Below are 19220 nucleotides of genomic sequence, written 5' to 3'. Positions count from 1 at the left end.
GAAAAAGGTAGCTCTATTTTTCTTTTTGAACACGCACTAAAAGAGGATTTGATATCCCATGTCGTTAGAGATGATGTTTGTTCTGATTTTACTGTTGACCATGTTTGCCATGCTGATCTTCGAAGTGGCGCGGCCTGACATGGTTATTTTTTCAGTATTGATTATATTATTGTTGTCCGGCATCTTGACAGTTGATGAGGCATTGAGTGGTTTTTCCAATGAAGGGATGTTGACGATCGCGTTACTGTTCATCGTTGCAGGGACTGTACAAAAGAGCGGTTTGATTGATCAAATGATGGGAAAATGGCTACAGAATAGTCATTCTCATAAAGGTTCGATGCTACGCTTTTTTGTGCCGACGTCTGCGTTTTCGGCTTTTTTGAACAATACGCCGATTGTTGTGACGTTTACACCAATTATTAAAAAATGGTGTGAAGACCGCGGGATTGCTCCTTCCAAGTTTTTGATCCCATTATCATATGCCACGATTTTGGGCGGAATGATAACTTTAATGGGAACGTCCACGAATCTCGTTGTTCATGGCTTGCTGCTGGACTTCGGATTGGAGGGTTTTTCATTATTTACATTAACTTCCGTTGGTATCCCGATTGCACTAATCGGGCTCATTTATTTATTTACAATCGGATATAAATTATTGCCGGATAACAAAGGCTTCGGCCAGCGGATTAAGGAGGATTCCAAAGAATACATTGCTGAAATGCTGGTAACACAAGATTTCGGGCATCTTGGTAAGCGTGTCGAGCAAGCTGGGCTGCGTGAATTGAATGGCCTTTACCTGATTGAGATTATCCGCGGTGATGAACGGATCTCACCGGTCAGGTCAACAACGGTTATTCATGGTGGTGACCGGTTGATTTTCACTGGCTTGATTTCAACCATTGCTGACTTGCAGAAGATGAAAGGTCTGGAGCTCGAAACAGGGACGAACATTGATCTTGATGATCTTAAGGATGGATCGACCAAATTAGTGGATGCCGTTGTGTCAGACCAGTCGTCACTTTTATCCAAGTCAATTAAACGTTCGCAGTTTCGATCACGGTATGATGCAGGTGTCATTGCGGTACACCGGAATAATGAGCGGATCAGGAGTAAGATCGGGGACATCGTTTTAAAACCTGGGGATTCATTATTGCTTGTGGCGGGTACTGACTTTGTCGAAAAATATCAGCAATCGAAAGACTTTTTTGTTGTATCGCCATTGGATACACCGGCTGCCCTGAATCAGAGCTCTAAGAAAGGTTGGTTTTCCATCATCATACTACTTTCGATGATTGTGATGGTGACAATGGGGTGGCTCAGCATGTTTAAAGCGATGGCACTGGCTGTCTTGGTATTTTTGACTACGAAAGTTATTACACCTCAGGAAGCCAAGGAATATGTTCACTTTAATGTTTTATTATTGATTGCCAGTTCGCTTGGAATTGGCACTGCCATGAGGAAAACGGGACTTGCGGAATGGATTGCGAACGTACTATTAGATTTTGGCGAGCCATTGGGACTAGTGGTCATTCTGTTTATCATCTATATCCTGACAAATGTGTTTACGGAGATTATCACCAACAGCGCCGCAGCCGTCATGATGCTTCCGATAGGGATTGAAATCGCGCAATCTCTTGCTGTCGAGCCGATGGGAATAGCTGTCCTTATTGCGATAGCCGCTTCGGCTAGTTTCATCACACCAATCGGTTACCAGACGAATTTGATCGTGTATGGCCCCGGCGGCTACAAATTTACAGATTACGTAAAAGTTGGGTTCCCGCTTAGTTTATTAGTGATGGTGACGTCTGTTTTGATCATTTATTATGTATGGTTTTAGGAGGAAATGTTTATGGCTGAATCAGAAAATATTGAATGGCATCATTCGAAAGTCACGAAAGAACATCGAAGGCATTTGAATCATCATAAGAGTGCCGTGGTGTGGTTCACCGGCCTGTCCGGTTCCGGCAAATCGACTATTTCGGTTGAACTGGAAAAAGAACTGCATAATGTGGGTGTCCGGACGTACCGTTTAGATGGGGACAATATCCGCCATGGTCTGAATAAAAATCTTGGTTTCAGTCCGAAAGATCGGAAAGAAAACATTCGGCGCATTGGGGAAGTATCCAAGTTGATGGTTGATGCCGGATTGGTTACATTGTCCGCTTTCATTTCACCGTATCGCGAAGACCGTGATGAAATACGTGAATTGCTGGACACCGGTGAATTCATTGAGGTGTTTGTCGATGCAAGTATAGAAACGTGTGAATCACGTGATCCAAAAGGACTTTATAAGAAAGCACGCGCGGGTGAAATTAAAGGATTTACGGGGATTGATGCACCATATGAAGCACCGGTGAACCCGGAAATCACGGTGAATACAGATAACCAGAGCATTGAGGAATCGGTACGGGCGATCATGTCATATTTGAAAACGCAAGGATACCTGGAATAATGATTGATGTGAGCTTAAAGACAATGCTGGATATATCATTGGATGCCGGCCGGGAAATTCTGGACGTTTACAATCAGGAATTTTCGATTGAGACGAAAGAAGACGACTCACCTCTGACAGAGGCTGATCGGCGTTCGCATCAGTCGATTATTAACGGAATTCGGGAGGCATATAGCAGAATTCCTGTTTTAAGCGAGGAAGGCAGTGAGATTCCGTATGCCAAACGCAAGGATTGGACTTTATTTTTCCTGATAGACCCGTTGGATGGCACGAAAGAGTTCATTAAAAAAAATGATGAGTTTACGGTGAATATTGCGTTGATTGAGAACGGCTATCCTGTGATGGGTGTCATTTATGCTCCGGTGCTGGATTCATTTTACTTTGGACGGGTCAGTCTGGGTGCTTTTAAATTGGAAGATGCGTCACGTGTGGATTTGGCTGATGATGAGGCGCTAATTAAGCAAAGTATACGGTTGCCGGTTGCTGACCCGAGTGGCGTTGTCAATGTTGTCGCGAGTCGCTCCCACATGTCAGAAGAAACCGAGGTATTTATTGAAGAGTTGCAGCGTGACCATGAAGTCGATGTGGTAACAGCCGGAAGCTCCCTGAAATTTTGTCTTGTGGCAGAGGGAAAAGCTGACTACTACCCGCGCTATGCCCCAACAATGGAATGGGACACCGGCGCGGGCCAGGCGATTGTTGAAGCTGCTGGTGGAACTATGCTGCGGTATGAGGATCATGAGCGCCTTTATTATAACCGGGAAAATTTGAAGAATGGCTGGTTTTTGGTAAAGCGGTAATCGTGACAGGGCAAATAATTTGTCCTGTTTTTTAATTGCTTAGGAAATTAAAAATTTGATTACAGTGGATAACTAAACAACTGTATCAGTCACGGCCAGCTCCAGCACCCAACGACTGATGCACTTCCCTTATCTCCTGCGGTAGGAATAATCGGTTAAAACCGATATGTGTGGCAACACCGAACTACCTTGCTTAGCAGGGTGCAGTCCACACATCTCTAAACGAGCGCTTGCGTTTTTGTACTGGTGGCCCCCTGGATGAACCACACTAACCGGAAGCAGGGAATATCAAGCTGAAGTAAAAACGCCATGGAAGTAAAGTGATGCCTCTATGGCCAAATTCCAGCTCAACTGAGCGTCAATTAATAGCGATAATCCCTCCAACTTTTTTTCTTATGATCTGATTGCACGTCTCTCCAAAGCGGTCAGATTTTCTTGTACTCCATATGACGTATTTGGACTCCTAGCAATTGCCTCTTTTGTCTTTACTTAAACGTATATCATATACAATCTACTATTTTCTTCATAAATTAAGGTATAACCTATTTGAATGTAATGATGTCGGTTATCAAATAGCGTATAAACGAATCAATTTGGAAATCTATTTGAGTAGAATTCCTGTTATCCAAGTCATCAGCCGTGTTCGAATGTATCTATTATTCTGATGATTATAAAGAATAGGCATTATCACTGTAGGGAGTTGTTTAAATATGTTTCAAGATACAACAATATTGATTACCGGAGGGACAGGTTCCTGGGGATATGAACTCGTCAAGAAACTGCTTTCATTTCAACCGAAGGAAATAAGAATCTTTTCACGTAATGAATTTGCTCAGGTGAAAATGAAAAGGATATTCTCAGATAATCCTTATTTAAAATTTGTGATTGGTGATGTAAGAGATTTTGAAGCAGTGAACGAAGCAGCAAAAAATGTTGATTATATATTCCATCTTTCTGCTCTCAAACACGTACCAATATGTGAAGATCAGCCTTCAGAAGCTTTAAAAACCAATGTATATGGTACGGAGAATATTATCAAAGCAAGTTTAAATCAAAAGGTTAAAAAAGTCATTGATGTTTCGACAGATAAAGCTGTTGAACCAATCAACTTTTATGGACTTACGAAAGCGATCGGTGAAAAACTAATCATTCACGCCAATCAATTAAGCAGTCATACACGTTTTGTCTGTATTCGTGGTGGCAATGTTATTGGGACAAATGGCAGTGTGATTCCATTTTTTAAAGAACAGATTGCAACCCATCATACAGTTCCACTTACATCCAGGGAAATGACACGCTTTTTCTTGACTGTTTCTCAAGCCATTGATTTACTGATACACGCATCTGAACAAGCGATTGGCGGGGAAACATTTGTCATGAAAATGAAAGCATGCAGGATTGTCGATTTGATTGGTGTTCTAGAAAGACATTTTGCCGCAAAAGATATTGTCATAAATGAGATTGGGATACGTCCAGGTGAGAAATTCCACGAGGTGTTAGTGTCAAATGCCGAATCCCGGGACACTTATAAATTTGATGAGAATTACTATGTCATTTTACCTGTCAATGCTTCAGAGGATGTAAAGAAAAGGTACGAGAATTTACCAAAGGTCGCCTTCAAACGATATCAATCCAATGATGAATTAATGACATCCAACGAAATTGAACAAATTCTTATGAAAGCAAATGTTATCACAACACAAGCTCTTTTTTAATGCGAGCGATCAGTAGAGACACAAAAGGCAGTCAAATATCCAACAAAATCCCTTATCATTATAAAAATGGTAAGGGATTTTAAAGGACGCTAATACCCCCGTTCTATAAAACCCTCTTTATCTGCTGGACTAATTGCTTTGCCCGATGAGCGGTTGAATGATGGTTATAAACGAAGCGATACCCCTCTTCGGTAATCCTTTCGCGCTCTTTAGTATCTTTTAAATAGTATTTAGCTCTTTCTGAAAAGTTTTCCTCGTTTATATCGACAAAATGCTTACCTGGTATCAAGCCAATCTCCTCAAGTTCCGGTAAGGCAGGAGCCATTAGTAATGTACGACACGCTGGCACTTCAAAATATTTAAATGTCACAACTTGACGAACAGACCCGCAGGCAAAAAATAGTTTTGCCTGATTAATGGTCCTGGCATAGTTTTCACCTATCAAAGCTTTTTCTGCCTGTTTCGTTGTAAAATCTCTCCATCCTGGATGAGGACGGTTAAAAAATCCGGGGGTATCTGTATAATGCTGTAAGATCTTTTCTCTTAATGGGTAGATTTGTGGAAGAGAAACTTCTCCCAACATCATTAAATCGATCGTTTTTTCACCACCGTAATCTCTAAAAATTGAGGTATTGGCAAATTGAGGGAGAAAGTATACCTGATCATGCCTTTGACGGGGATAATGATTGTAAAAATTATGACGACATATGACAAAGAATGTCCTGATATGATTATTTGTAATATACCTTCTTCGCTGTCCCACAAACCGGTGCGCATCGTTTACTATCAGCCCGACAGGTATGCTGATATCGGATAAACCGGTAACGACAGGAGCAAACGTTTTCCCTACGTCATTTACTATTAAGATGTAATCCGGCTTTTCGGGAATGTTTCGTAATATTTTGTTTATAGGACCGGATTTTCGATAAACCATTAGCATCGTTATTTTTGCTAATTCCTTCTCTAAATAGTAATAATTATTATTTGTAAAATGAGAAGTATCGGCCACAATCAGCAATAATTTTAGCATCGGTTATCCACACCTCCTGAAATAAAAAAGCCCTCCATAATTAGAAGGCTTTTAGAATGAGCGCTTTATTTATACCCTAACCTTGTTAAAGTCTTATTAAATGTTTGATTGATCTGCTGCTGCTGCTCTTTGCTCAAAACAGATTTCCACTTATTTGCTTTACCTTCCCTTACAAAAGGCATGGTTCGATTGACGATCGGTGAATCGCCGTTTAAATGAGACTGCTGTTTCTGTTCCAATGTTTTCATATTATCGAAAGAAGCCCAATTCACTGCTTCGTTGATTTCTTGTTCTGTTCTATCTAAGTTTAAGAAGCTAATAATCCTGTGCGCTTCTTTGGTAGTATCTTGAAGAAGGTTCTCATATTTAACAAGTAGAAAACCATTTTTAACCTTTTTCTGATTATCAATCCAGCTTTCTATATTTGTATCCCATTTTCCATGACCAATTTTTCCATCCATAAATGCTTCAAAAAATTTATCAAAATCACGGCTTTCACCATAATACTTCTTGAAATGATGATAATAGGAAATGACAACATCCCTGGGATCCCTTACTAGGTAAATGACTTTGGGATAGGATGGGTCGTAACTATCATGACTCCATACAAGATGTGGGGATGGCAAGTTTTCGATTGGTTTGCTTGACACGTTTTGAATCATTTCACCTTTTGTGGCCCAATCCATTTTTTTTCGGTACAATAGCATGGCGACGAGAAATAATAGGAAATTGTTCCCTGATTTAGGATAGGCTACAATACAAATATCGTCTTCCTGAAATGTATATGTCCTGTCTGTTGACACGGTTATCATCCTTTCTTTTCATCATCTTTGATCTGCTGCACTTTCAAGGGAAAAGTATCCGGGTTATCCTGATCAAAAAGTTCATTGGCCCAAAACAAAACAATCATCTCACCATCTGTTACGTTTTCAATCGAATGGGTAAAACCTGGAGGTATGTCTACAATCTGGATGTTTTGGTCTGAGACCGTATAAGTGATCAGTTCATCGGAATTGATCTTTCTTAATTTAATGGTTGCTGCTCCTTTGATGACACAAAATTTCTCTACTTTTGTATGGTGATAATGGTTTCCTCTTATGACACCCTTTCGTGATGTTGAGATAAAGACTTGACCTGCCTGGTGTGATTTGATTAACTCAACCAGACTTCCTCGTTCATCTTGGTATACCGGCAAATCATATGAAAAATTATTCTCGTCTAAATAAGATAGATAAGTCGTATACAAGTACTTTGTTAATTTGTCAGACATATCAGGTATTATTAGTGATTTTCGCGTGCCCTTTATTTCGTAGAGCTGACGAGCCAGTTCTCCTACCGTTGTATGGAAGATTTGACTGATATGATAATAGAATTTCTCTTCTGTCTTTTTCCGCGTAAGACAATCTATAAAATTGTCTACAACATCGTCAATATATACAAGTTCAAGCGTCTTGTTCGCATCATGGATCTCGATTTCATTATCATGAGAAATTTCATGGCAAAAAGTAGCAACGACTGAGTTATAATGCGGTTTACACCACTTGCCGAAGACACCTGGCAGTCGAAAAATGTAAACTTCTGCACCGGTTTCATTACTATAATTTTTAAGCGCTTCTTCGGCAGCTTTTTTACTTAAACCATAAGGTGTATCAAATGCTGCTTGGGTGGAGGAGGAAAAAACGATTTTCGGCGTCTTTTGATTCTCTCTTAAATAGTTGACGATTAGTTCAGTAAGCCCACTATTAATTCTTGCAAATTCCGCGTTGCGTTGGGGTCTGTTCACCCCAGCAAGATGATAGATGATATCCGATTCGTTTAAATGTCTATACAGAAGTGACGGGTCATCCCCGCGATGATACTGTTTGACAGAGACTCCTTTTTCTTTGTGCAACCTATCGATAAGATTTTTACCGATAAATCCGCCTGCACCGGTTACTAGTACGTTTATCATTTAATGGTTCCCCCGTTCCTGTTTATCACCATTTATCCAGTTGGTATAGTTGGACAATAGTTTAACACTGTTAATGACTTTTCTACATATTATGGAGTATTCAAAGATATGTGCAAAAATAGGGCATAGGCCAAGGTCGCTTATTGAAAAGGAGATATATATGACAGATATATTTATTCATACGAAAGATTGGATTGAAAAAGCAACCCCAAAATCAGATATACAAGATGTATATAAGGAATTTTATACAAATGAAACGGTAAAATATACGCTGCCAAAAGGGGATCAGCCGCAATGGGTTGATTGGGTAGATCCCCCAAGATTTGGGGAGGATCACAAGTTTGGCAAATCTTATGTTTCGAAGATAGAAAATGGAAGTATATGGATGAGTGATAAAGGGGAGGGCATGGTTTATGCATTGACGCCAGATCACAAGTGTTTGCATGATATGGTATTTCATCTATATTGGAAGTATTTTGAAAAGGTTGCAGTCGATAAAATCCCTTCTGCCACCCCTTATTATGGTAATTTGGGCGTTCTAGCCTGGGCTGGTCACTCCAATTACTGGCATTGGTTACACGATACACTAGGGCGTTATCATTTGCTACAGCTTAGCGGCTTTAAGATCGATAAATATGTCCTACCGCTTCTGACATTGCCATTTCAGCGGGAGACGGTTAAAATGCTTGGCATCCCGGAGAATAAAATCTTACAGCTTCCCCCAGGAAAGCACTTGAAAGCTGAAAATTTGATTTTACCATCTGTTCCGTTTAACGCAGGAACATGTGTGAAGTGGACAATTGAATTTCTCAGGGATTCATTTCTTAAATCAAAATCCCATACAAGCTCAAGTGATTTTGAACGTATCTATGTCAGCCGGGAAGATGCCTCGTGGAGAAAGGTTGCCAATGAATCCAAACTTATGACACTTTTGAACAAAAAGGGATTCAGAAAAGTTATTTTGAGTTCTCTAACCGTACAGGAACAAATCAATATTTTTTCTTCAGCCAAAGTTATCATAAGCCCGAATGGTGCCGGGCTCGCAAATATTATGTTCTGTCAACCGGGAACGAAAATTATTCAGTTATTTACGTCAACTTCAGACGAATTTATAAAAATTGGGCATTATTTAGGTTTGGATTACTATTTTTTGAAGTGTAGGATTGCGAATCCCGTATCCAATGCACATGAAGTCATCAAAAACCTTGTGGTTGATGTGAAAAAATTGTCAAGGATTCTGGAGGATGAGGGGATTGATTAGTTAGTAGTGCTCAAATTTTCACGGCACGAATCTTATGGAGATGCGTTGATGAAGTATTTACCTGTGTGAAGGAGTACTTAGACGGTCACAGGTTGATAATGAACATCCTGTAAAACGATAACATTTCTTATGCTTGTTGTACAAAACGGGTGGTTTAGTTTAATAATTAAAAACATACTAAGATTAGTGGGTAAGCTCATCGACGGATGATTTTACCCACTAATCTTAGTATGTCTTTACGCTTAATATCAACATTGAACTTTAACAGATCCTTTTTAATCGTAACAAATTGCTTTATGATTACCCTTTATTTGTTTCAAATGTTTTTTCAATGATTTAACATGTGTTGAAAATGCCCGTAAGTATTCATTTGATCCTGAACAGATACATGGGGAACAAATGACCAACCCATTTTATTGATAAACTTAGAATACATTTGTTGAACCTCTAATTGTTGTAATGCCATTCTAACATGTGCATTTCTAACATTACTGTCCTTCATCATTAATGCAGATACATAATTCTCATTTGACATACATTTAGCGGTGGTATGTGCTTCTAATGTAATCCATTTATCGTCATAATCAATCCTTGGTTTTCCTTCCCAGTTTGTATAATTTTTTCCCCTGTAAACATTTAAATCTGGAACTTCAACATAATCGTCATTCCGTGGATCAATTAAAGCTAACATAACCCTGACGTGAACACGCATCATGTTCACTTGTAAAGCGATAATCTCTTTTAATTCAATAGTTGTTACTTTCTCATAATAAACCTTCAATTTATTAATTACACCCTCATGGCTAGACAAATGTTCCGCCATTATCCCAAGATCTACAGCAGGTAAATCTGCCATCTAGTTTCCACCTTCCGTCAATAGGTCATTGGTTATTTCATAATAATGTATGTACTTAAACTGAATTTGTTATATAAGTACAGGTGAATTAGTCACTACGAATGAGTAGCAATTATGAATAGAAATCAACTAGATAGATACATAATAAAGTAGTGATAAATAAACTTGTAACACTTTTTAGTTGTTTTCAATACGATACCATGGTAGGGTATAAATATAAAAAGAAAGGAAGTGGGGATATGGATCAAGAAAAAAAGCCAATCAAACCACGTACGGAGTCAGAACAACAAAAAGTGATCAATCGCTTAAAACGTATAGAAGGTCAAGTTAGAGGTATTCAAAAAATGATCGAAGAAGATCGTTATTGTATCGATATACTAGTTCAAATATCTGCTATTAATTCAGCACTGAAAAACACCGGATTTCAATTAATGGAAAGGCATATGCATCATTGTGTCTCCCATGCCATTAATACAGGGACAGGTGATGAATCAATTGAAGAATTAATGAAAGTAGTGCAGCAATTTTCAAAGTAAGAGGGGTGATTAGCTTATGTCAAGTAAACATGTAAAGATGGGGATTACCGGAATGACGTGCGCAGCCTGTTCTTCCAGGATCGAAAAGACACTCAATAAGATAGACGGAGTAGAAGCAAATGTTAATCTTGCGATGGAAAAAGCTTCTGTCAACTATGATGAAGAAAAAGTAACTCCTCGTGACCTTTCCAACCATATCGAAAAACTTGGATATGGCGTACAGAAAGAAAAGGCGGAGCTTGATATATATGGGATGACGTGTGCAGCTTGTTCTACTCGAATTGAGAAAACATTAAATAAAATGGACGGGGTAAATGCTTCAATTAATCTAACAACTGAAAAAGGGTTGATTGAATACGAACCTGGTCTAGTGGGGATCAACGAAATAACCGAAAGAGTGGCCAAACTTGGCTATGAAGCAAAACTTAGTCAAAGTCGTGATGAACAACGAAATCATAAAGAAGAGGAAATTCATGATAAAAAAATCAAACTATTGATTTCAAGTCTTTTAACACTACCACTTCTATATTCTATGATTGGACACATTCCATGGGACTTAGGATTGCCAATGCCTGAACTTCTAATGAATCCATGGGTGCAATTTCTTTTCGCTACACCGGTTCAATTTTATATTGGTTGGCAGTTTTATGTTGGCGCCTATAAAAATCTTAGGAACAAAAGTGCAAATATGGATGTGCTCGTTGCCTTAGGTACGTCCGCGGCATATTTTTATAGTTTAGTGGAAGGAATTCACGCAGGCTTTGATCCAAGCTATGAACCACATTTATACTATGAAACTAGTGCCGTGTTAATCACACTTATTTTAGTTGGAAAACTTTTTGAAGCGATGGCTAAGGGCCGAACAACAGCTGCTATTTCAAAGCTTTTGAGCCTGCAAGCAAAGGATGCAACGGTAATTCGTGGTGGTCAAGAAATAAAAGTACCATTAGAACAGGTTATCGTCGGAGATAGAATTGTTGTCAAACCTGGTGAGAAGATTCCTGTTGATGGACAAATTGTTTTTGGAAAATCTGCTGTTGACGAATCAATGATAACGGGAGAATCCATTCCAATTGAAAAGAGTGTTGGAGATAATTTAATTGGCTCTACGATAAATAAAAATGGAACATTACAAATGGAGGCAACAAAAGTAGGTAAAGATACGGCTTTAGCAGCAATTATTAAAGTTGTAGAAGATGCTCAAGGATCAAAAGCGCCAATTCAACGTATGGCTGATGTCATATCAGGTATTTTTGTTCCAATTGTTGTAGGAATTGCAGTACTAACATTTCTTGTTTGGTTCTTTATAGTTGATCCGCAAAGTTGGCCCTCAGCGCTTGAAGCAGCAATTGCAGTTCTCGTGATTGCTTGTCCCTGTGCGTTAGGATTAGCTACACCAACATCGATAATGGTTGGAACAGGAAAAGGCGCTGAATCAGGTGTCCTCTTTAAAGGAGGTGAACACTTAGAAGCTGCACACAAGATTAATGCAATTGTATTAGATAAAACGGGTACCATAACAAAAGGTAAACCAGAAGTAACAGATATTCAGTATTTTACCAAAGAAGATTTATTACCATATGTAGTTGCTGCAGAACGTTCATCAGAACATCCACTTGCAGAAGCTATTGTCGAATACGGAAAGAAAGAGAATGTTGAACCAGTGAAAGTAGAGACCTTTGAAGCAATCCCTGGTCATGGGATAAAGGCTCTAATCGACAACAAAGAAATCCTTGTTGGTACGCGTAAGTTAATGAACGAAAACAATATTGTGTATGATACCCATGAGGGTCAGGTTTCACAATATGAAATGGAAGGTAAAACGGCTATGATGTTTGCAATAGATGGCAAACTAGCTGGAATTGTTGCTGTTGCGGATACAGTAAAAGAAAATGCAAGACAAGCAGTAGAACAGTTGAAAGCCCATGCTATTGAAGTTTATATGATTACTGGTGATAATGAACGAACTGCTAAAGCAATTGCTAAACAGGTAGGTATTGACCATGTATTTGCAGAGGTTTTACCAGAGGATAAGGCAAATCATGTAAAATCAATTCAAGAACAAGGCAAGAAAGTTGCGATGGTAGGAGATGGCATTAATGATGCACCTGCTCTAGCGACTGCTGACATTGGTATAGCAATTGGTACTGGAACCGATGTAGCAATCGAGACTGCAGGTATAACTTTAGTTGGTGGGGATCTCATCAATATTCCAAAAGCGATTGGGTTAAGTAGAAAGACAATGACAAATATCCGGCAAAATCTATTTTGGGCATTAGCTTATAACACTGCAGGTATTCCGATTGCAGCACTAGGACTTCTTCAACCATGGATTGCTGGAGCGGCAATGGCATTTAGTTCTGTTTCTGTCGTTTCAAATGCTTTGCGTTTAAAACGTGTAAAAATATAGAATAACGATTATAGGAGGTATTTAATAATGAAAAATGTAACACTTGATGTAAAAGGTATGACATGTGGACATTGTAAAATGGCTGTAAATGGTGCGCTCACAGACTTAGAAGGCATTAGTAATGTGGAAGTAAACTTAGAAACAGGTAAAGTTGAAGTCAACTATGATGAGGGTAAAGTAGATAAAGAAAAAATGAAAGAAGCTATTGAAGATCAAGGTTATGATGTGGTTTAAAACGTAAAATGAAGGGGCTTGATTGAAGTCCCTTCATTTTATTTATAAATTACCCATCACCATTCCAAAAGCTGCCTGGCCAAAATGCAAATCTACCCAGTACCGTTGTAATGGATGGAACAAGTAATGGTCTGACGATAAATGTATCCAGTAAAACACCAATTGCCGTTACAGTACCAAATTGTACGAGTACTTGAAGAGGCAGAACAGCTAATACAGAGAAAGTTCCAGCTAAAATTAAACCGGCCGAACTGATTACACCACTTGTTTGGCCAACACCTTCTGAAATAGCCTCCTTCATCAACATATGTTTACGATTTTTCCAAATGCTTGATATCATAAAGATGTTGTAATCCTCACCTAGCGCCACAAGAAAGACAAATGCATATAGCGGAATCAATCCTTGCATCGCAGGAGCATCAAATCCATAATGAATCACTAACCAACCTAGTCCCAGTGCGGAAAGATAAGACAATACGACCGTTAGTAAGAGATAAATCATTGCCACAATAGATCGCAGGTAAGCAAGTAGTAGAGCCGCAATAATAATCAATACCACTGGAATGATCAGGTTTTGATCTTGACTTGTAACTTCTTCCGTATCATAAAGGGTTGCCGTTTCTCCACCAATCCAAACGTTATCATTAGCATTATCGATTCTTGCGTTCTCCAGTATTTCTGTTACAGTAGCCTTTATTTCTGGAATTTGGTCGACGGCGTCAAGCGAATATGGATCAATTGCTAATGTCATCTCATAAACTTGATAATCTGTATTCACTTTTCCAATCCTTGGAGTAGTGACACTTTCAGTTATATCTAATGAGTCAAGCTTATCCTGTAACGAGACATCTTTACCCTCCGTATCTACTATTACCTGGACAGGTGCAATTGTACCAGGTGGATAGTGCCCAGTAATAATCGTGAATCCTTCCCGTGAAGGCATATCCTCAGGAAAAGAATCAAGAACGCCATAGGAAAACGAAATTTTTGGTACTACTAATGCTAGAGCTCCTAAGAAAACTGTACAAATAATAATAATGCGCCATGGTTTCTCTGTAACCAATCGACCGACTGATTTACTAAAACGGCTTCTTGTTTTCGGGTGTCGAACAGGTTTGCCTTTTTTCTCTTCCAATTCCTGGGCCATTTTTTCCGTACGAGGAATGAAAGGGAAGAAGGCGATACGGCCAAGCATTGATAAAATAGAAGGCAATAAAGTAAGTACAGCAATACCCATTATAAAAATTGCCAAGCCAAACGGAACAGCGAACCTGTCATAGGAGGCATATTGTGCTAGTGATAATGTAAAAAGACCAATAACAGTCGTTAGACAGCTCATCATAATTGCTCCTCCAGAATGACCAATTGCGTTATGAAGCGCAGTATATTTGTTTGTTTCCAGCTGCAATTCATCACGATACCTGGAAATCAGGAATAAGCAATAATCTGTTCCAGCGCCAAATAATAATACAGTCATAATCGATATTGCTTGCGCATCTACTTCAATCCAACCTTGATTTGCCATAAATCCAAGCAAAGGACTGATTAGACCATATGCAATTCCAACACTGATTAATGGAACGACAGCTAGAATTGGAGAACGATATAAAACAATAAGTAGTATTAATACTAGAATAACCGTTGCTATTAATAACGTAATATCTGCTTGACTAAATAATTCGGTTGCATCTGTTTGAATTCCTGCTGGACCAGTAAAACGGACATGTAAACTATCACCTGTTAATTTTCCGGTGAATGGTTGATCTGTTGTTATATCTATGACATTATCTTTTAACGAATCTAATGATTTTTGCAATGTTTCAGTAGAAGAGCTTTTTTCAAAAAAAACTGGTGTTGTCAAAGCTTCACCATCTTTTGAAGCAGATTGTTTTAATACCTTTACAGGAGTTTCTCCAAAATCTGGTACTGACACTTGCTGGGCAAGTGGGTCCTGCCTTAATTGTTTATAGAGAGATTTTACAGCTTGATAATCCGCTTCGGTTAATCCACCATCACGATACCAGACAAGTAGCAACGGCACACCAGTGTTATTAGGAAATTGTTCATCCATAATTTTTCCTGCCTCAACAGACATGGCATCAGCTGGTAACAAATTTGTTGAAGCTGTTTCTTCTTTATTTACTTGTGGCCAAAAAAAGGTAAGAATTCCAATAACAAGAATCCAGATAACTAGTGTTGCGAAGCGGCTCTTTGAACCTGCAATTATTTTTCCCCATTTCGTTAAAAAGTTATACATCCAATCCCCCTTTCTAAGGATTAATTAAAAAGTACAAAGATATAATGAATTAATTATATATACTGGTTAGTTAATTATCAATGAAAATGAAATAAATTATGATATAATTTAGCAAAAAGAACAATACAAGGAGAGAGCTAAGGTGAATGAGAAGCAGCAACGCCCATTGGGCAGACCACGACAAACTGATAAAAAACAACCTACAAATGAATTAATTATCCAGGTAGCAGCGTTGTTGTTTATGGAAAATGGCTATCAAAATGTATCTATTGATGATGTCGCTGAAAAATGCAATGTGACGAAAGCGACGGTCTATTATTATTATGCTAGTAAAGCTGAATTATTTACTCAAACAATGGTTCAGATGATGGTTCGTATTCGTGAAAAAATACGTATGCTGCTTCAAGAGAACCTTCCTTTGAAAGAACGTCTTTTGAATATAACAAAGTCACACTTAAAAGGCACCGTTGATGTTAAAATGGATGGATTTATGAAGGGGACAAAAAATACATTATCAGCAGATCAAAAAGTAAAAATAAAACAAGCAGAAGCAAGTATGTATGAAGCAATAGAGAATGCTTTTATTGATGCAATTGCAAAAAACGAAATACGTGAAATGAATCCGACATTTCTTGCACAAACCTATTTATCACTTTTAAAGGTAAGTAATTATAACAATGAAAAAAAACAAATCTTTTCGACAATAGAGGAGGTTGCAGAGCAGATAATCGGGTTATTTTGGCAAGGTGTTCGAAAACAAGAAGAACATCAGAATAAACAACAGTAATAGTAGAAACATTCAACTAGTAACGTTTCCATGAGTCAAATGATACATATCGTATCATATGTATCAAAGGTAATGTTTTAGATTATAGATGAACAAATTAAGCTTACAAATTTATAATTATCTGTTAAACATATTTTTCTCTTGATTGGCAATCATAATGGGGAAAAGGAGGACAAAATGATGGGCAACGATCAAAATGATAAAGAAACAATAGAAAACGCTAATAAAGTAGCCGGAAAAATGTATGATGTTTCTTATTATGATAGCAAAAATCAGTTAGACAAAGGCATAGCAATAACACATGAACAGGTCTCGGATGATTATATGGAAGGGACCATTGATGGGAAAATAGATGAGGTAGATAGTAATGATGAATTAAAAACGCACGATGGAAAGAATATACGAAGAAAAGGTTTCAAGGAATAAGAAAACCAAAAGTTAAAAGACCTTATTGATGAACTAAAGGACACTAGAAAGCAAAAGCTTGTTTAGTGTCCTTATATTTTCATAATTATTACGTCAATATCGTAGTAACCACTACATATGTCATATGGTGAGTTAGAGAAAGTTATGAGCCGAATTAACTTAGGTAAAGATGTGATACTAATAATAATTCGTCATATGTTAAAAAGACTAAATTCCATGTCTGAGGGTTACCTCATATATTTCTTTTTTTGCTCTATTTTTCAACTTTATTTTGGTGTAACGGTGGAGTGACTAGCCAACCTTTTTCTTTATTAAGCTTAAGAATCTTTACACCCAGAGCAGCTATTTGTGTGTGGAATTGCCCAAACATCATTGCAATGTCTTCACGAATTGATTCACCCATAATCTGACTACATGAAATTAGTCCTGCAGCATTTTGTTTTGCAATATACGCTGCTATTTCGGGGTCTTGAAAACGAGCTCCAACTGGAATGTCTTCTGCGTTTGCTTTAGGACGTTCCGGTGGAGTTGTTGGTAAACCAATTCCGTTTTCTTTTAGTAGTGCTTCAATCTGTTTAATTTCTTGTTGCCCAGTTTGAATAGATTCTTGAAGTAATTTCCTTAGCTCTCCATCACCTGCATGGTTTTACAGAACTATTTTAGCAAGAAATTCGAACACTTGATGGGAGAAGGGGATATAAAATGCGGTTGTGGCATGAAGATTTGTACTGAATGTTTAAATCGACAGATGAAACTTCAGAATATCCTGAGCATAATGAAGATTATCTACAGGAATGTATTAAAAATCTAAGACGAAAAGGTATTATTTTATAATGGCTTCTTAAAATGGAAGAACTTTAGTTACTTACAATATTTACAATGAAATAAAGGAATGGAATGGTAATAATACATAATAATGTAGTCAATAGTGCGCCGAATGATGCAAATAAAGTATCACCACCATATTTTTGTGAGTAAACGGAAATTGTTGGAGCAGAAGGCATCCCGGAGACTACTACAGCGATCAGAAGGATAGAAAATGGTACAGACAGAGCAGCAAAAGGAATTAAGAGTATAGGAATAAAAATTAATCTAGTTACCGCTGACTTCCACAGGTAGCTGTTTTTTATCAATAAAATAAAATCCTTGAACTTTACATTTGCGATTAAACTTCCTATCAGCATCATGGAAAGGGGAATGGTCATTTTGCCAACACTTTCTAGTCCGCTGGAGATCATAACTGGCCAACTTATTGGTAAGAAAAAAATGACTAGTCCTGTTAAGGTGGAAAGTATTCCTGGATTCAATAAAATATTTTTCCAGTTAATCGTATCTGAATTTTTACTGAACAAGTATATCCCATAGGTCCATATGAGAATTAAATAACATAGGTTAAACATGGTTAAATAAACGATTCCTTGCTCTCCCAAAAGAATAAAACTGATGGCATAACCTATAAAGCCTTGGTTGCCAAAAATAATTAGACCTTCATAAACACTTTTTTGCTGCTCTGGAAGATTAGAGCGTTGTGTCATCCAATTGGCCAAAAAACAGGATATCACCAGTACATATATTGACATAGATACAAGCCATATAAATTCTTTCACTAAGGTTATGGAAAAAGAGATATCTAGGGAGAATAAAATAAGGGCAGGTAATGTAATATATAAAATAAGTTGTGTTAGAACATCATTTGCATTTTCATTTAGAATTCCTATTTTTCTAACGACAAATCCCAACATTGCAATTCCATAAAGTACAAACATTTCTTGTAAAAATGCTCCAGCAGACTCCATCATTATCCCCCCTGAATTACTGTATGAATTAGATAACAGGATGGTTAATAGAGTGAAATTGCTTCATCTTATTATAACAAGTTAAAGCCATACAAAATGTATGGCTTTAACTTGTTTATTCGTTTTTATTAAACGTTTCTTGGTCATGATTCTTTAGATTAGATAAGTCAGTTTCTTCTCCGAACTCAGTTCCATAATTCAATCTTCCAGTCTGAGTGGAGTTATCTTCTTCCTTGTCCCCTATCGGATCAAATAACATCGTTAAGCAATATAAACCACTCAATCCGACAAGTGCATATATAACTCTTGCTAGGGCACCATCCTGGCCACCAAAAATTGCTGCAACTAAATCAAACTGGAAAAAACCAATTAGTCCCCAGTTTATGGCCCCAATGATAACAAGAGCTAGAGCTATACGCTTTAGTGTGTCCATATCCTTTTCACCTCCAAAAAAGTTGATAAGAGGATCTGTTTACAATACGTTTAGCGATTTTCGACTAAATCAATTGCTCCTAACACAACATGGGCAACCCCAAATCCGATTATCGATCCAGTGAAAATCGGTTTCATGTTTCTATTGTTACGAAGGGCTAATCCAGTTGTTGTAACCGCAGTTCCTAAAACAGTTGGAATCATTCCCTCTCGAATGTTTTTCATAACAACACCCTTTCCCATGAATTGATAAGAGTCATATTTATTTTTTACCGTA

The 19220-nt window shown here is 37.9% G+C and carries 18 protein-coding genes and 1 pseudogene; 10 read left to right on the top strand and 9 right to left on the bottom strand.

The annotated features are described in order from the left end of the window. Window positions 1–58: 58 nt before the first annotated feature. The 4 genes from CS937_RS03940 to CS937_RS03925 all read left to right on the top strand — a co-directional run bounded on the left by CS937_RS03940 (window position 59) and on the right by CS937_RS03925 (window position 4967). Window positions 59–1837 carry an SLC13 family permease gene (locus tag CS937_RS03940; protein WP_099157165.1) on the top strand — a complete coding sequence of 593 codons (1779 nt, stop codon included), beginning with the start codon at window positions 59–61 and terminating at the stop codon, window positions 1835–1837. A gap of 12 nt (window positions 1838–1849) precedes the next feature. Further along, window positions 1850–2452, top strand: a complete 603-nt coding sequence (gene cysC, locus CS937_RS03935) for an adenylyl-sulfate kinase (protein ID WP_099157164.1) — start codon at window positions 1850–1852, stop codon at window positions 2450–2452. Continuing rightward, window positions 2452–3252, top strand: coding sequence for a 3'(2'),5'-bisphosphate nucleotidase CysQ (cysQ, locus tag CS937_RS03930; protein ID WP_099157163.1), 801 nt, complete (start codon window positions 2452–2454; stop codon window positions 3250–3252). Before cysC ends, cysQ begins: the two co-directional genes overlap by 1 nt. A 710-nt stretch (window positions 3253–3962) precedes the next feature. Continuing rightward, window positions 3963–4967 (top strand): polysaccharide biosynthesis protein, encoded by a 1005-nt coding sequence (locus CS937_RS03925; RefSeq protein ID WP_099157162.1) that lies wholly within the window; start codon window positions 3963–3965, stop codon window positions 4965–4967. Between the two features lie 103 nt (window positions 4968–5070). Here CS937_RS03925 and CS937_RS03920 read toward each other — a convergent pair whose 3' ends face one another. From CS937_RS03920 to CS937_RS03910, 3 genes are all read right to left on the bottom strand, one after another. Next, window positions 5071–5997, bottom strand: coding sequence for a glycosyltransferase (locus tag CS937_RS03920; RefSeq protein ID WP_099157161.1), 927 nt, complete (start codon window positions 5995–5997; stop codon window positions 5071–5073). A 65-nt stretch (window positions 5998–6062) separates the two neighbouring features. Further along, the gene (locus CS937_RS03915; RefSeq protein WP_176555741.1) at window positions 6063–6800 is read right to left on the bottom strand and encodes a sulfotransferase domain-containing protein; all 738 of its coding nucleotides are present in this window, start codon (window positions 6798–6800) and stop codon (window positions 6063–6065) included. Between the two features lie 5 nt (window positions 6801–6805). Then, window positions 6806–7948, bottom strand: coding sequence for a polysaccharide biosynthesis C-terminal domain-containing protein (locus tag CS937_RS03910; RefSeq protein WP_099157159.1), 1143 nt, complete (start codon window positions 7946–7948; stop codon window positions 6806–6808). Between the two features lie 160 nt (window positions 7949–8108). Between CS937_RS03910 and CS937_RS03905 the strand changes: the two genes are divergently transcribed. Then, window positions 8109–9209 carry a glycosyltransferase family 61 protein gene (locus CS937_RS03905; protein WP_176555740.1) on the top strand — a complete coding sequence of 367 codons (1101 nt, stop codon included), beginning with the start codon at window positions 8109–8111 and terminating at the stop codon, window positions 9207–9209. Window positions 9210–9537: 328 nt separating this feature from the next. Here CS937_RS03905 and CS937_RS03900 read toward each other — a convergent pair whose 3' ends face one another. Beyond that, window positions 9538–10065, bottom strand: a complete 528-nt coding sequence (locus CS937_RS03900) for a hypothetical protein (RefSeq protein WP_099157157.1) — start codon at window positions 10063–10065, stop codon at window positions 9538–9540. 239 nt (window positions 10066–10304) lie between these two features. On the opposite strand from CS937_RS03900, the gene CS937_RS03895 reads away from it, so the two are divergent. The 3 genes from CS937_RS03895 to copZ are packed head-to-tail and all read left to right on the top strand — an operon-like array spanning window position 10305 to window position 13245. Next, window positions 10305–10601 (top strand): metal-sensing transcriptional repressor, encoded by a 297-nt coding sequence (locus CS937_RS03895; RefSeq protein WP_099157156.1) that lies wholly within the window; start codon window positions 10305–10307, stop codon window positions 10599–10601. Window positions 10602–10617: 16 nt separating this feature from the next. Then, window positions 10618–13011 (top strand): heavy metal translocating P-type ATPase, encoded by a 2394-nt coding sequence (locus CS937_RS03890; protein WP_099157155.1) that lies wholly within the window; start codon window positions 10618–10620, stop codon window positions 13009–13011. A 27-nt stretch (window positions 13012–13038) separates the two neighbouring features. Beyond that, window positions 13039–13245 carry a copper chaperone CopZ gene (gene copZ, locus CS937_RS03885; protein ID WP_099157154.1) on the top strand — a complete coding sequence of 69 codons (207 nt, stop codon included), beginning with the start codon at window positions 13039–13041 and terminating at the stop codon, window positions 13243–13245. A 49-nt stretch (window positions 13246–13294) separates the two neighbouring features. Here copZ and CS937_RS03880 read toward each other — a convergent pair whose 3' ends face one another. Further along, on the bottom strand, window positions 13295–15502 hold the full coding sequence (locus CS937_RS03880) for an MMPL family transporter (RefSeq protein ID WP_099157153.1): 2208 nt from the start codon (window positions 15500–15502) through the stop codon (window positions 13295–13297). A 142-nt stretch (window positions 15503–15644) separates the two neighbouring features. On the opposite strand from CS937_RS03880, the gene CS937_RS03875 reads away from it, so the two are divergent. Both CS937_RS03875 and CS937_RS03870 read left to right on the top strand, forming a co-directional pair. After that, window positions 15645–16289 (top strand): TetR/AcrR family transcriptional regulator, encoded by a 645-nt coding sequence (locus CS937_RS03875; protein WP_099157152.1) that lies wholly within the window; start codon window positions 15645–15647, stop codon window positions 16287–16289. Between the two features lie 180 nt (window positions 16290–16469). Then, window positions 16470–16715, top strand: coding sequence for a YozQ family protein (locus tag CS937_RS03870; protein WP_099157151.1), 246 nt, complete (start codon window positions 16470–16472; stop codon window positions 16713–16715). 253 nt (window positions 16716–16968) lie between these two features. Here the strand turns inward: CS937_RS03870 and CS937_RS03865 are convergent. From CS937_RS03865 to CS937_RS03845, 4 genes and pseudogenes are all read right to left on the bottom strand, one after another. After that, window positions 16969–17361 (bottom strand): annotated as a pseudogene (locus tag CS937_RS03865) (DUF3231 family protein); the annotation flags it as partial. Between the two features lie 211 nt (window positions 17362–17572). Continuing rightward, a complete protein-coding gene (locus tag CS937_RS03855; RefSeq protein WP_099157149.1) occupies window positions 17573–18511 on the bottom strand; it encodes an AEC family transporter in 939 nt (312 codons plus the stop codon). 115 nt (window positions 18512–18626) lie between these two features. Next, window positions 18627–18944, bottom strand: a complete 318-nt coding sequence (locus CS937_RS03850; RefSeq protein WP_099157148.1) for a DUF378 domain-containing protein — start codon at window positions 18942–18944, stop codon at window positions 18627–18629. A gap of 50 nt (window positions 18945–18994) precedes the next feature. Beyond that, window positions 18995–19168 carry an asparagine synthase gene (locus tag CS937_RS03845; protein ID WP_099157147.1) on the bottom strand — a complete coding sequence of 58 codons (174 nt, stop codon included), beginning with the start codon at window positions 19166–19168 and terminating at the stop codon, window positions 18995–18997. Window positions 19169–19220: the final 52 nt, after the last annotated feature.

The organism is Virgibacillus ndiopensis (assembly GCF_900187325.1).
Classification (GTDB): domain Bacteria; phylum Bacillota; class Bacilli; order Bacillales; family Amphibacillaceae; genus Virgibacillus_E; species Virgibacillus_E ndiopensis.
Note: the sequence above shows the minus strand (reverse complement) of the source record. Positions and strands in the feature narration are given on the sequence as shown.

Bases quoted from the DNA above. Each gene is read 5' to 3' on its own strand.
- CS937_RS03940 (WP_099157165.1), top strand. From the start codon at position 59: ATGTCGTTAGAGATGATGTTTGTTCTGATTTTACTGTTGACCATGTTT.
- cysC (WP_099157164.1), top strand. From the start codon at position 1,850: ATGGCTGAATCAGAAAATATTGAATGGCATCATTCGAAAGTCACGAAA.
- cysQ (WP_099157163.1), top strand. From the start codon at position 2,452: ATGATTGATGTGAGCTTAAAGACAATGCTGGATATATCATTGGATGCC.
- CS937_RS03925 (WP_099157162.1), top strand. From the start codon at position 3,963: ATGTTTCAAGATACAACAATATTGATTACCGGAGGGACAGGTTCCTGG.
- CS937_RS03920 (WP_099157161.1), bottom strand. From the start codon at position 5,997: ATGCTAAAATTATTGCTGATTGTGGCCGATACTTCTCATTTTACAAAT.
- CS937_RS03910 (WP_099157159.1), bottom strand. From the start codon at position 7,948: ATGATAAACGTACTAGTAACCGGTGCAGGCGGATTTATCGGTAAAAAT.
- CS937_RS03905 (WP_176555740.1), top strand. From the start codon at position 8,109: ATGACAGATATATTTATTCATACGAAAGATTGGATTGAAAAAGCAACC.
- CS937_RS03900 (WP_099157157.1), bottom strand. From the start codon at position 10,065: ATGGCAGATTTACCTGCTGTAGATCTTGGGATAATGGCGGAACATTTG.
- CS937_RS03895 (WP_099157156.1), top strand. From the start codon at position 10,305: ATGGATCAAGAAAAAAAGCCAATCAAACCACGTACGGAGTCAGAACAA.
- CS937_RS03890 (WP_099157155.1), top strand. From the start codon at position 10,618: ATGTCAAGTAAACATGTAAAGATGGGGATTACCGGAATGACGTGCGCA.
- copZ (WP_099157154.1), top strand. From the start codon at position 13,039: ATGAAAAATGTAACACTTGATGTAAAAGGTATGACATGTGGACATTGT.
- CS937_RS03880 (WP_099157153.1), bottom strand. From the start codon at position 15,502: ATGTATAACTTTTTAACGAAATGGGGAAAAATAATTGCAGGTTCAAAG.
- CS937_RS03870 (WP_099157151.1), top strand. From the start codon at position 16,470: ATGGGCAACGATCAAAATGATAAAGAAACAATAGAAAACGCTAATAAA.
- CS937_RS03855 (WP_099157149.1), bottom strand. From the start codon at position 18,511: ATGGAGTCTGCTGGAGCATTTTTACAAGAAATGTTTGTACTTTATGGA.
- CS937_RS03850 (WP_099157148.1), bottom strand. From the start codon at position 18,944: ATGGACACACTAAAGCGTATAGCTCTAGCTCTTGTTATCATTGGGGCC.
- CS937_RS03845 (WP_099157147.1), bottom strand. From the start codon at position 19,168: ATGAAAAACATTCGAGAGGGAATGATTCCAACTGTTTTAGGAACTGCG.